The following is an 11,590-nucleotide window of genomic DNA, read 5'->3' on the forward strand; positions in this document are numbered from 1 at the left end:
CCAGTTCGTCGGCCGGACCGGCGGCCACCACCTGGCCGCGCTCCTCGCGGACCGCCGTGCGGCCGTGCGAAGGCGGGTCGGTGAGCACCAGCGCCACCGTCGGCCCGACCGGGCTGGTGGCCAGGTGCCGCAGCACGGCGGTGTGCGCGACCAGGTCGGCGCCGGCGACCAGCACTGGGCCAGTGGCCGCCTCCGCGAACGTCGCCAGCTCGTCCAGGTCGGCGGCGCGGCGCACCTCGCTCGCACCGGCCCGCCGGCACTGGTCCACGAGGCGGTCCGCCGGCGTGGCGTGCGGCTCGGCGGCGAGCACGATCGCGAGGGTCACCGCTCCACCGCTCCGTGGTACGCGTCCAGCGCCTCGCCGACCGTCCCGTCCACGGTCAACCGGCCCGCGTCGAGGTAGAACCCCCGACGGCAGAACCGGGTCAGGTCGTTCTCGTTGTGTGACACCAGCACCAGCGTGCGCCCCTCCCCGAGCAGACGATCGATCGTCGCATAGCACTTCCGGCGGAACTCCGCGTCCCCGACCGCCGTCACCTCGTCCATGAGCAGGATCCGGTGCGGCAGGTGCGAGATGATCGCGAAGCCTAGTCGCACCTTCATCCCCGACGAGTAGTGCCGCACCGACGAGTCGATGGCCCGCTCCACCTGCTCACCGGCGAACGCGACGATCTCGTCGAAGTGCCGCCGCAGGTACGCCGAGGACAGCCCGTGCAGGCCGCCGACCAGGTACAGGTTCTCCCGGCCGGTCAGCTCGCTGGAGAAACCGGCGGACAGTTCCAGCAGCGGCGCCACGTCACCGGAGACCCGGATCCTGCCCTCGTCCGGGATCAGCACGCCGGCGATCAACCGCAGCAGGGTGCTCTTGCCGGTGCCGTTGCGGCCGATCACCCCGACCGTCTCCCCGGCCTCGATGGTGAAGGTCAGGTCGCGCAGCGGCCAGAACCGGCCCTCGTCGGCACCGCGTCCCGCGCCGGGTCGGATGAAGAACTCGCGCAGCCGCAACTGCCGCCGCCGGTTCCGCACGAACTGGATGCCGAGCCCGTCGGCCTCGATGATCGCCTCGGCCATTCACAGTTCCTTGAGTACGGCCGGTTCGAGCCGGCGGAACGCCCACCAGCCGGCGGCCAGCACCAGCAGGCTGCCGGCCACGGTGGTGGCGAGCAACCGCGCCTCCGGGAACTCGTCCGGGTACCAGACCGCGTGGTGCAACTGGAAGATCCCGACCAGCGGGTTCAGCTCGTAGGAGACCTTCACCCAGCCGGGCAGGTCCGAGTCCCGGACCAGGCTCAGCGGGTAGATGATCGGCGTCGCGTAGAACAGCACCCGGATCACCAGCCGCATGAACCGCTCGACGTCACGCATCAGCACGTTCACCGCCGACAGCAGCAGCGCCAGCCCGACCAGCAGCGCGCCCTGCACCGCGATCGCCAGCGGCAGCACCAGCACCGACCAGCCCAGGTCGACCCGGCCGTTCACCGCGTACGCGACGGCCACCGCCACCAGGATCGGCAGCCCGGCCAGGTACTCGGCGACCCGGCCCACCACCCGGCCGATCGGGAAGAGCTGCCGGGGCATGTTCATCGTGGTGATCAGCCGGGCCTGACCGGTGAGCGCGTTGGCCGCCTCGCCCAGCGCCGAACTGGCCCACATCCAGGCGAAGACCCCGGTGATCAGGAACAGCGGGTACGAGTCGGCGGCGTCCCCGAGGTGGCGGCTGGTGTCCCGCGCGTACAGGACGCCGAAGACGAAGAAGTAGATCGCCCCGGTGCCCAGCGGCTCGATCAGCGACCACAGGTACCCGAGCACCGACTGCTGGTACTTCACCGCCAGGTCGCGTCTGACCAGCAGGCGCAGCGCGTCGCGGTGCGACCACAACGCCCCGACGCCAGAGGTCACGCCGCCTCCCGCCCCGAGACGGCCGCGACCGGGTTCAGCACTCGATCACGTTGACGGCCAGACCGCCGCGTGCCGTCTCCTTGTACTTGACCTTCATGTCCGCCCCGGTCTCGCGCATGGTCTTGATGACCTTGTCCAGCGAGACGTGGTGCACCCCGTCGCCGCGCAACGCGAGCCGGGCGGCGGTGATCGCCTTGATGCTAGCCACCGCGTTGCGCTCGATGCAGGGGATCTGCACCAGGCCGCCGACCGGGTCGCAGGTCAGGCCCAGGTTGTGCTCCATGCCGATCTCGGCCGCGTTCTCCACCTGCTCCGGCGTACCGCCCAGCGCCTCCGCCAGCCCGGCGGCGGCCATCGAGCAGGCCGAGCCGACCTCACCCTGGCAGCCCACCTCCGCGCCGGAGATCGACGCGTTCTCCTTGAACAGCACGCCGATCGCGCCGGCCGCCAGCAGGAACCGCACCACACCCTCGTCGGAGGCGCCCGGGACGAACCGCACGTAGTAGTGCAGCACCGCCGGGATGATCCCCGCCGCGCCGTTGGTGGGCGCGGTCACCACCCGGCCGCCGGCCGCGTTCTCCTCGTTCACCGCCAGCGCGAACAGGGTCACCCAGTCCATCGCGCGCAGCGGGTCGCTGGCGTCGACCTCCGCGTCCAGGCTCTTCCGCAGCTCCGCGGCGCGCCGCCGGACCTTCAGACCCCCCGGGAGTACGCCGTCCCGCTCACAACCCCGCGCCACGCACTCCCGCATCACCCGCCAGATCTCCAGCAGGCCGGCCCGCACCTCACCCTCGGTACGCCAGGACAGCTCGTTGGCGAGCATCACCTCGCCGATCGACAGCCCTGTCTCCCGCGTCACGTCGAGCAACTGCCCACCCGTCAAGAACGGGTACCGCACCCGGGTCGTGTCCGGCTTGATCCGGTCCGCCCCGGCCGCCGCCTCGTCGACCACGAACCCGCCGCCGACCGAGTAGTACGTCCGCGTACGGATCTCCGTGCCCGCGCCGTCGTACGCGGCGAACGTCATCCCGTTGGGGTGGTACGGCAGCGACCGACGGCGGTGCAGCACCAGGTCCCGGTCCGGGTCGAAGTCCACCTCGTGCGCGTCCAGCAGGGCGAGACGGCGCTCGGCCCGGATCCGGGCGACCCGCGCGTCCACCGAGTCGGTGTCGACGGTCTCCGGCGCCTCCCCGGCCAGCCCGAGGAGCACCGCCCGGTCGCTGCCGTGGCCGTGCCCGGTGGCACCCAGGGAGCCGAAGAGTTCCGCCCGTACCCGGGCGGTGTCGGTCAGCAGCCCGTCGGCCTTGAGCCCGGCGACGAACGTCCGTGCCGCCCGCATCGGCCCGACGGTGTGCGAGCTGGACGGCCCGATACCGACGCTGAAGAGGTCGAAAACGCTGATCATGTCTGCACTTCCTCGCCGCCGCCCCTCGTCGTGCGAGGTTTCGCCGGGTTCATGGCCGGTCCCGGTCCGGGCGGCTCGGTAGGACGCCCGGGGTGTGGGTGCCCAACCAGCGAGCCTACCCGCCCAGCTCACCCCCCGCCCGCTCCCGCCCGCCCGCCGCCCACCGCCCACCGCCCACCGCCCAAGAGCGTGCTCGCCCGCCGCCCGCCGCCCGCCGCCCGCCGCCCAAGAGCGTGCTTGATCCATGAAGTAGTGGCCTCCCGCGTCTCGGAGGGGCCTATTTCATGGATCGAGCGCGATCGTGGAGGCCGGGGGGCGGCGCGGGCGGGCCGGTCAGGGAGGCGTTGCGGGTGGCACTCCCGGGTATGCACCTACGGGTTGACGGCCCGCCGATCCTCCCTGGGGCCGATGGCGAGGTGGCCGTCCCTTCCTACCGTTGACTGCAGAGCGGCGGACCGCCGCAGAGTGGGAGTACGACGATGAGTCGCAGGCTTGTTCGTCCCCGTCAGGGGCGCATGATCGCCGGTGTGTGCGCCGGCCTGGCGCAGCGCTACGGCCGGTCGGCCGGGTTCGTCCGGCTGCTGTTCCTGCTGTCGCTGCTGTTGCCCGGCACCCAGGTGATCGTCTACCTGGTGCTGTGGGCCCTCATGCCGAACGAGGACCGCTACACGATGCGCTACTGATCCTCACCCTGACCGGCGCAGTTTCAGGGAAACTGTTGCCTCCGCCGCCGGAATGGCCACTGTTTCCCTGAAACTGCCGGGCGGGAGTCGGGAAGACACGCGGCGGCGCCCGCCCCGGATCCGGGGCGGGCGCCGTCGCGTTGCTGGGTCAGGGAGCGGTGTAGGTGACGGTGACCTTCTCGTAGCCCAGGGAGCGGAGCAGCCCCTCCAGCATCTTGCGGGTGTTCTCCTCCGCCCGCTGGTTGAGCCCGCTGTCCCGGGCGGCGGTGGTGATCCGCTCCTCGGCGAGCTGGTAGACCTGCTGCTGCCGGTTGGGGTCGCCCCCGACCAGGTCGCCGACGCGGTTGAGCAGACCCCGCTCCTCGGCGAAGACGTAGCTCTTCTCCAGGTCGAGGTTGGTCTTGCCGAGCTGCGGCGCCGGCAGCTTGATCTCCACCGACTTCCCGTCGGCCGACTCGACGATCGCGCCCTCGGAAATCTTGGCGAAGTCGACGTACGCCTCGACGCTGCCCGCGCCGACGAAGAGCGTGCGCTCGTTGACCAGCCAGTCCGGCACGTTGTTGCGGTCGTTCTGGAGGTCGACGACCACCTGGAAGTTGCCCTCGGCGGCGACGTAACGGCTGAGGTCCTGGATCGACTGGAGCAGCGGCGGTTGGCTGCGGTCGGTCTGTTCCTTTGCGAACGGGTTGCGGAAGTCGGGCAGCAGGCCAGTGGCCTGCACGCCGAGCAGCGCGACCACGGCCAGTGCCGCCGCGCCGAGCACCCAGAGCAGGCCGCGGGCCGGCCCACCGGACGGCGCCGGCGAGCCCGGGGTGGGCTCAAGCGGCTCCTCCGACCGGGTCTTGAGCGTGTCGGCGGTCGGGTAGCCGGGAAACTCCCTGGTGGGTTCGTTGATCTCAGCGTCGCGGGCCATGGCCCTCTCCGTCCTCGTCAGACACGTCGTCTTCCTCAGACGTTACGACCCCGGTACGACAGCCGCTCGGCGAGCCACCCGAACGGATTACGCGAACGCGGACAGCCCGGTGAGCTTCTGCCCGATGACCAGTTGGTGGATCTCGGAGGTGCCCTCGTACGTCAGCACGCTCTCCAGGTTGTTGGCGTGCCGCATGATCGGGTACTCGCCGGACACCCCGTTGGCGCCGAGGATCGTGCGGCACTGGCGGGCGATGGCCAGCGCCTCCCGGACGTTGTTGAGCTTGCCAACGCTGACCTGGTCCGGGCGCAGCTTCCCGGCGTCGGCGAGCCGCCCCAGCTGGAGCGCGAGCAGGAAGCCCTTGTTCCACTCGACGGCCATGTCCGCGAGCTTGGCCTGGGTGAGCTGGAACCCGGCGAGCGGCCGGCCGAACTGGGTGCGGGTGGTCGCGTACGCCAGGGTGGTCTCCAGGCAGTCCCGGGCCGCGCCGAGCGCACCCCAGACGATGCCGTGCCGGGCCTCGGTCAGGCAGCTCAGCGGGGCCTTCAGCCCGCTCGCCCCGGGCAGCCGCGCGTCCGCCGGGAGCCGGACGTCGTCGAGCGTGATCTCGCCGGTCACCGACGCGCGCAGCGACATCTTGTGCCGGATCTCCCGCGCCGTGACACCGGGCGTGTCCATGGGTACGGCGAAGCCGCGTACGCCCTCGTCGGTGCGCGCCCAGATCACCGCGACGTCCGCGACCGGCGCGTTGGTGATCCACATCTTGCCGCCGTGCAGGATCCAGTCGTCGCCGTCGCGGCGGGCCCGGGTGGCCATCGACGCCGGGTCGGAGCCGTGGTCCGGCTCGGTCAGGCCGAAGCAGCCGATCGCCTCACCGGTGGCCATCGCGGGCAGCCAGCGCTGCTTCTGCTCGTCGCTGCCGTACTTCCAGATCGCGTACATCGCCAGCGACCCCTGCACGGACACCAGCGAGCGGACCCCGGAGTCGCCGGCCTCCAGCTCCAGGCAGGCCAGCCCGTACGCGACGGCCGACGAGCCGGCGCAGCCGTACCCGGTCAGGTGCATGCCGAGCAGGCCGAGCTTGCCGAACTCGCGGGCCAGTTCCCGCGCGGGCACCTGACCCTCCTCGTACCAGCCGGCGACGTGCGGGCGTACCCGGTCGTCGACGAGCTGGCGCACGACGGCGCGGATCTGCCGCTCCTCGGAGGTGAGCGACGCGTCCAGGTCGAGCAGGTCCAGAGGGCTCATGCGGGCCACCTTAACGAAGACTCACTCCACGGCCTCGGAGAGGACGAGCACCCGGGCGTGGATCTGGTTGCGCTGCTGGAGCGCCGCCCGCAGGGCCCGGTGCAGCCCGTCCTCCAGGTAGAGGCCGCCGTTCCACTGCACGACGTGCGGGAACAGGTCCCCGTAGAAGGTGGAGTCCTCGGCGAGCAGCTTGTCCAGCGCCAGCTCGCGCTTGGTGGTGATCAACTGGTCCAGGCGCAGCGGGCGCGGAGGGATCTCCGCCCACTGTTTGAGCGTCAAGTTGTGCTCCGGGTAGGGACGCCCGTCCCGGACCGCTCTGAAGATCACGACGGCACGCTCCCCTCCCCGCGGCACCGATGACCGTGCCAGCGTAGCCGCCCTCCGCACACCGCGTTCTGCTCCCTGATGTCAGTTTCGCTACCGCCCGTCCGTTTCTCAACCCGGACGAACCTTGCGCAGTCGCTCAGCTCCACCGGCCTCGGCGGACCACCTCGTCCACCGGACGACGCCCACGACGCAGCGACGGTGACCGGTGGTCCGGGGCACGATAACCCACCGTGATCGCCCCGACGGGCTGGTACTCCTCCGGCACCCCGAACGCCGAGCGGTAGTCGTCGGTCCGCTGCGGGGGAATGCCGAAGAAGCACGCCCCCAGCCCCTCGTCCACGGCGGTGAGGAGCATCAACAGGGCGGCGAATCCGGTGTCGACGATCCAGTACGGCACCGGCCAACGCTCCGTCGACCGGTCGGCCCAGCCCTTGTCCGGCTCCGCGTACCGCTCCAGGTACGCCGATCGATTGGCGTGCGGGACGATGATCAACGGCGCCCGCCGCATACCGGTCAGCCAGCGTTCCCGGCCCCCACCCCCCGGAGTGGCCACCGACCAGAACCGCTCCCGGTCCTCCGGGCTCTCCAGCACCAGGAAGCCCCAGCCCTGGGCGAACCCGGCGGAGGGCGCCCGGATGGCGTGGTCGAGCAGCCGGTCCACCACGTCGGGCGGGACGGGACGATCCGGGTCGTAGTTGCGCACCATCCGGCGCCGCCGGACCACCTCACCAAACTCCACGCCGCTCTCCTCAGGCCCCGGGCCGTACGCCCCACACGCCCCGCCACCCGACGCCGGGCTTCAACGCGATCACGTCCCGGCCGGAGCGGAACGCGTCCGGCGGGCAGGTCATCGGCTCGATCGCCACCGAGCGGCGGTGCCGTTCACCGGTGAGCGCGTCGGAGGTGAAGACCTGCCACCAGCCGAACTCCCGGTCGGCCCAGATCCGCACCCCGGACGAGCCGTCCGGCGCGGCCAGGCTGACCGAGGAGCCGCCCTCGTCGTCCCGGATCACGTCGCCGAAGCACATGTCGAGCCGCGCCCCACCGATCCGGCGGGGGCTGGTCCAGTCGTACTCCGTCCCGGCCACCGGGCTGACCCCGATCGGCAGCAGTCGGCCGTCCACCTGCACCCGGCTGCGGGCCGGCAGCCCCAGCGTCAGGTCGTCCACCGCCACACCGGGCAGCCGCAGGTACGGGTGCACCGCCAGCCCGAACGGGCACGGCTCCCCGCCGGTGTTGGTCACCTCGTGCGCGACGCGGAGGCCGTCGGCACCGACGCTGTAGCGCGTGCGCAGCCGGAGCGGCCACGGGTAGCCGGGGGTCGGCGGCAGGTCGTAGCCGACGGTCACGGCGTCCGCCGACTGCTCCACGAGGTACCACGACACCCAGTTGACCAGGCCGTGGATCGCCACCCCCCGCTCCGGCTCGCTGAGGGTCAGTTGCAGCTCCCGGTCGCCGTACGCGTACCGCCCGTCCCGGATCCGGTTCGGCCAGGGGGCGAGCACCTGCCCGGCGCAGCCGGGGCAGATCTCGTCCTCGGCGTACCCGTCGAGGTAGTCGACGCCATCGTGCCGGTAGGTCCGTAGACCCCCGCCCACCTCGACGACGACGGCCTCGTGGCCGGCTGCGGAGATGGTCCACTGCGCGCCCGAGGGGGGACGCTGGTCGGGGTTGTCCATGTCGGCGACCTTAACGGGACACGCCCGTCGCCCGGTACCGCAGCAGTGCCGGGAAGGCCACCGCCAGCGCCACCGCGAGCACGGCCGCGCCGAGGCCGCCACCGATCCACGCGACGCCACCGCCGAAGCCGGCGGCCATCGCGCCGGCCCGCAGGTCGCCGAGGCGGGGGCCACCGGCGACGACGACGATGTTGACGCCCTGGAGCCGGCCGCGCATCCGGTCCGGGGCGTACACCAGCAGCATCGACTGGCGCAGCACCGCGCTGACCAGGTCGGCGGCGCCGGCCACGGCGAGCAGCAGCACCATCAGCCAGAGCTGCCCGGCGAGGCCGGCCGCGGCGACGGCCAGCCCCCAGCCCACCACTGCGACCACCAGGGCGAGACCCTGCCGGCGCAGCCGGCCGATCCAGCCGGAGCTGAGCCCGCCGAGCACCGCCCCGATCGCGATCGCGCTGTAGAGCCAGCCGACCGCCGCCCCTCCGCCGAAACGCTCCTGGGCCACCTCCGGGAACAGCGCCCGCGGCATGGCCAGGATCATCGCGATCAGGTCGATCGCGAACGAGAGCAGCAGCACCGGCGTGGTCGCCAGGTACCGGAGGCCGTCGACGATCCCGGCCAGCCCGCCGCGCCGGACCTCGCCGTCGGCCGGCGGCTCGGGCGGCATCGCGGGCAGCCGCAGGGTCGCCACCACCAGCCCGGTGAAGAGCACCGCGTCGAGGGCGTACGCCACCGGCAGGCCGGCGCCGGTGCCGAAGGCGGCGAGGACCAGGCCGGCGGCGAGGGGCCCGGCCACCGCCGCCGCGGTGAAGGTGGTGTAGTTCAGCGTGGTGGCGGCCGGCACCAGCTCCGGCGGCAGCAGCCGGGGCAGGATCGCCGACCGCGCCGGGGAGCTGATCGCGAACGCGATGGAGTGCACGGTCACCAGGCCGAGCAGCAGCGCGGCGCTGCCCGCGCCGACCAGCGACTGCGCCAGCAGCGCGAGCACCGAAGCCCAGAGCAGCGCCGAACCGCCGAGCAGCACCCGGCGCCGGTCGCGGGCGTCGGCCACCGCGCCGCCCCAGAGCCCGAAGACCAGCAGGGGTACGAAGCCGGCGACGCCGAGCAGGCCCACCCAGAGCGAGTCCTGGGTCAGCGCGTACATCTCGACCGGCACCGCGACGGCCGTGACCTGGAAGCCGAACGACGCCACCGTGTTGCCCAGCCACAGCCGCCGGTAGGCGGGCACGGACAGGGGACGCAGGTCGATCGCCAGCCGGCGTGCCGCGCTCCGCCGGCGGTCCTTCACGTCCGTCACGGTGCCAACCGCTCCACGCCCCACTCGTCGGGCCCGACCAGACGGAACCGCAGCCGGTCGTGCAGCCGGCTCGCCCGCCCCTGCCAGAACTCCACCGACTCGGGGCGTACCCGCAGGCCGCCCCAGTGCGGCGGGGCGGGGATCGGCTCGACGTCGGCGAACCGCTCGGCCGCCGCCCGGTACGCGCCGTCGAGCGCCACCCGGTCCGGGATCACCCGGGACTGGGTGCTCGCCCAGGCGCCGAGCTGGGAGCCGCGCGGGCGGCTGGCGAAGTACGCCTCGGTCTCGGCCCGGTCGACCCGCTCCACCCGGCCGGCCACCACCACCTGCCGCTGCATCGGGAACCAGGGAAAGACCAGGCTGGCGTACGGGTTGGCGGCCGCCTCGGCGCCCTTGCGCGAGTCGTAGTTGGTGAAGAAGACGAAGCCGTCGGGGTCGTACCCCTTCAGCAGCACGGTACGGGCGCTCGGCCGGCCGGCGGCATCGGCGGTGCCGACCACCATGGCGTTCGGCTCGGGCAGTCCGGCGGCCACCGCGTCGGCGAACCAGCGGTCGAACTGCGTGTGCCAGTCGGCGGCGAGCTCGGCCTCGGAAAGGCCCCGGTCCGCCGCGTACTCGTTACGCATCGCCGCAGGCGGCATTGTGTCCCCCGTCACGTTGTTGCTCCTCCCCCACCGGCCGGTCACCGCCCTGCGCGCAGGCCAGCACGTACCGCCCAGTCTCACCGACGACCGGGGCCGTCGCCCATTCGGGGATGTCGCGTGTAGCACAGCGGTAGCGGGTCGCGCACTTGCGTAACCAGCAGGCAAGATGTCACGAACACATCCCTGAGGGTCGCCTAAGGCGCTCGCCCGGCTGGGCCGGGTATCCGAGCCCGGGCTGGCGCACCGAGCAGATCCAGGAGAGCGACATGGCCGATTTCAAACCCGGACTGGAGGGCGTCGTAGCCTTCGAGACCGAGATCGCCGAACCCGACCGTGAGGGCGGCGCGCTGCGCTATCGCGGGGTCGACATCGAGGATCTGATCGGCCAGGTCTCCTTCGGCAACGTCTGGGCGCTCCTCGTCGACGGGCGCTTCGGCCCGGGCCTGCCGCCGGCCGAGCCGTTCCCGGTGCCGGTGCACTCCGGCGACATCCGCGTCGACGTGCAGTCGGCCGTCGCCATGCTCGCCCCGTACTGGGGTCTCAGCCAGCTGCTGGACATCTCGGACGAGCAGGCCCGCGAGGACCTGGCCCGGGTGTCCGTCACCGCGCTGTCCTTCGTCGCCCAGTCCGCCCGCGGCCTGGGCCTGCCGGCCGTGCCGCAGAAGGAGATCGACAAGGCGCAGACGATCGTCGAGCGCTTCATGAAGCGCTGGCGGGGTGAGCCCGACCCGCGCCACGTCAAGGCCGTCGACGCGTACTTCATCTCGGCCGCCGAGCACGGCCTCAACGCCTCCACGTTCACCGCCCGGATCGTCGCCTCGACCGGCGCGGACGCCGCGGCCTGCATCTCCTCCGGCATCGGCGCCCTCTCCGGCCCGCTGCACGGTGGGGCGCCGTCCCGCGTGCTCAGCATGCTGGAGGCCGTCGAGCGCAGCGGCGACGCCGAGGGGTACGTCAAGGGCGTCCTCGACCGGGGCGAGCGGCTGATGGGCTTCGGCCACCGGGTCTACCGGGCCGAGGACCCGCGCGCCCGCGTGCTCCGCCGCACCGCCAAGGAGCTGGGCGCGCCGCGCTTCGAGATCGCCGAGGCGCTGGAGAAGGCCGCGCTGGCCGAGCTCCAGGCCCGCCGCCCGGACCGGGTGCTCGCCACCAACGTCGAGTTCTGGTCCGCCGTCGTCCTCGACTTCGCCGAGGTGCCGGCGCACATGTTCACCTCCATGTTCACCTGCGCCCGGATGGGCGGCTGGAGCGCGCACATCCTGGAGCAGAAGCGCCTCCAGCGACTCGTCCGCCCGTCGGCCCGGTACGTCGGCCACAGCCCCCGCAAGCCGCAGGAGGTCGAGGGCTGGGACGCCATTCCGCACGGCGTCTGACCCGTTCGCCTGGTCCCGCAGCACCTCCGAACCCCCGTCCCACTCCGGGACGGGGGTTCGCCCGTCCCGGTCGCCGCCAACCCGCTCCCACCCCGCCCCCACCCACCCCGGCCCCCCACCCGGCC

General features: G+C 72.6%; 12 protein-coding genes and 1 pseudogene. 2 read left to right on the forward strand and 11 right to left on the reverse strand.

The annotated features are described in order from the left end of the window. The 4 genes and pseudogenes from AB0I76_RS12910 to AB0I76_RS12925 all read right to left on the reverse strand — a co-directional run. Window positions 1–325, reverse strand: a pseudogene (locus tag AB0I76_RS12910) (CDP-alcohol phosphatidyltransferase family protein); the annotation flags it as partial. Continuing rightward, a complete protein-coding gene (locus AB0I76_RS12915; RefSeq protein ID WP_357034016.1) occupies window positions 322–1,071 on the reverse strand; it encodes an ABC transporter ATP-binding protein in 750 nt (249 codons plus the stop codon). The pseudogene AB0I76_RS12910 and the gene AB0I76_RS12915, both read right to left, overlap by 4 nt. Beyond that, on the reverse strand, window positions 1,072–1,899 hold the full coding sequence (locus tag AB0I76_RS12920) for an ABC transporter permease (RefSeq protein WP_357034018.1): 828 nt from the start codon (window positions 1,897–1,899) through the stop codon (window positions 1,072–1,074). 34 nt (window positions 1,900–1,933) lie between these two features. Then, window positions 1,934–3,304, reverse strand: a complete 1,371-nt coding sequence (locus tag AB0I76_RS12925; protein ID WP_357034021.1) for an L-serine ammonia-lyase — start codon at window positions 3,302–3,304, stop codon at window positions 1,934–1,936. Between the two features lie 479 nt (window positions 3,305–3,783). Between AB0I76_RS12925 and AB0I76_RS12930 the strand changes: the two genes are divergently transcribed. Continuing rightward, window positions 3,784–3,987 (forward strand): PspC domain-containing protein, encoded by a 204-nt coding sequence (locus AB0I76_RS12930; protein ID WP_357034023.1) that lies wholly within the window; start codon window positions 3,784–3,786, stop codon window positions 3,985–3,987. Window positions 3,988–4,135: 148 nt separating this feature from the next. Here AB0I76_RS12930 and AB0I76_RS12935 read toward each other — a convergent pair whose 3' ends face one another. The 7 genes from AB0I76_RS12935 to pdxH form a co-directional block, all read right to left on the reverse strand. After that, window positions 4,136–4,900 carry a DUF4230 domain-containing protein gene (locus tag AB0I76_RS12935; RefSeq protein ID WP_357034025.1) on the reverse strand — a complete coding sequence of 255 codons (765 nt, stop codon included), beginning with the start codon at window positions 4,898–4,900 and terminating at the stop codon, window positions 4,136–4,138. Between the two features lie 87 nt (window positions 4,901–4,987). Next, window positions 4,988–6,148, reverse strand: a complete 1,161-nt coding sequence (locus AB0I76_RS12940) for an acyl-CoA dehydrogenase family protein (RefSeq protein ID WP_357034027.1) — start codon at window positions 6,146–6,148, stop codon at window positions 4,988–4,990. 21 nt (window positions 6,149–6,169) lie between these two features. Next, complete coding sequence (locus AB0I76_RS12945) at window positions 6,170–6,475, reverse strand: type II toxin-antitoxin system VapB family antitoxin (protein WP_091593012.1); 306 nt, start codon at window positions 6,473–6,475, stop codon at window positions 6,170–6,172. Window positions 6,476–6,611: 136 nt separating this feature from the next. After that, window positions 6,612–7,214 (reverse strand): nitroreductase family protein, encoded by a 603-nt coding sequence (locus tag AB0I76_RS12950; protein ID WP_357034029.1) that lies wholly within the window; start codon window positions 7,212–7,214, stop codon window positions 6,612–6,614. A gap of 10 nt (window positions 7,215–7,224) precedes the next feature. Further along, window positions 7,225–8,154 carry an aldose 1-epimerase family protein gene (locus AB0I76_RS12955; protein WP_357034031.1) on the reverse strand — a complete coding sequence of 310 codons (930 nt, stop codon included), beginning with the start codon at window positions 8,152–8,154 and terminating at the stop codon, window positions 7,225–7,227. Between the two features lie 10 nt (window positions 8,155–8,164). After that, window positions 8,165–9,448 (reverse strand): MFS transporter, encoded by a 1,284-nt coding sequence (locus AB0I76_RS12960; RefSeq protein ID WP_357034033.1) that lies wholly within the window; start codon window positions 9,446–9,448, stop codon window positions 8,165–8,167. Continuing rightward, the gene (pdxH, locus tag AB0I76_RS12965) at window positions 9,445–10,089 is read right to left on the reverse strand and encodes a pyridoxamine 5'-phosphate oxidase (RefSeq protein ID WP_357034037.1); all 645 of its coding nucleotides are present in this window, start codon (window positions 10,087–10,089) and stop codon (window positions 9,445–9,447) included. Before pdxH ends, AB0I76_RS12960 begins: the two co-directional genes overlap by 4 nt. A 269-nt stretch (window positions 10,090–10,358) precedes the next feature. On the opposite strand from pdxH, the gene AB0I76_RS12970 reads away from it, so the two are divergent. Next, window positions 10,359–11,465 (forward strand): citrate synthase 2, encoded by a 1,107-nt coding sequence (locus AB0I76_RS12970; RefSeq protein ID WP_357034035.1) that lies wholly within the window; start codon window positions 10,359–10,361, stop codon window positions 11,463–11,465. Window positions 11,466–11,590 lie beyond the last annotated feature (125 nt).

Origin of the sequence: Micromonospora sp. NPDC049799, assembly GCF_040656655.1 — a bacterium.
In the GTDB taxonomy this organism is placed as follows: Bacteria; Actinomycetota; Actinomycetes; order Mycobacteriales; family Micromonosporaceae; genus Micromonospora.

Bases quoted from the DNA above. Each gene is read 5' to 3' on its own strand.
- AB0I76_RS12915 (WP_357034016.1), bottom strand. From the start codon at position 1,071: ATGGCCGAGGCGATCATCGAGGCCGACGGGCTCGGCATCCAGTTCGTG.
- AB0I76_RS12925 (WP_357034021.1), bottom strand. From the start codon at position 3,304: ATGATCAGCGTTTTCGACCTCTTCAGCGTCGGTATCGGGCCGTCCAGC.
- AB0I76_RS12930 (WP_357034023.1), top strand. From the start codon at position 3,784: ATGAGTCGCAGGCTTGTTCGTCCCCGTCAGGGGCGCATGATCGCCGGT.
- AB0I76_RS12935 (WP_357034025.1), bottom strand. From the start codon at position 4,900: ATGGCCCGCGACGCTGAGATCAACGAACCCACCAGGGAGTTTCCCGGC.
- AB0I76_RS12940 (WP_357034027.1), bottom strand. From the start codon at position 6,148: ATGAGCCCTCTGGACCTGCTCGACCTGGACGCGTCGCTCACCTCCGAG.
- AB0I76_RS12955 (WP_357034031.1), bottom strand. From the start codon at position 8,154: ATGGACAACCCCGACCAGCGTCCCCCCTCGGGCGCGCAGTGGACCATC.
- pdxH (WP_357034037.1), bottom strand. From the start codon at position 10,089: ATGCCGCCTGCGGCGATGCGTAACGAGTACGCGGCGGACCGGGGCCTT.
- AB0I76_RS12970 (WP_357034035.1), top strand. From the start codon at position 10,359: ATGGCCGATTTCAAACCCGGACTGGAGGGCGTCGTAGCCTTCGAGACC.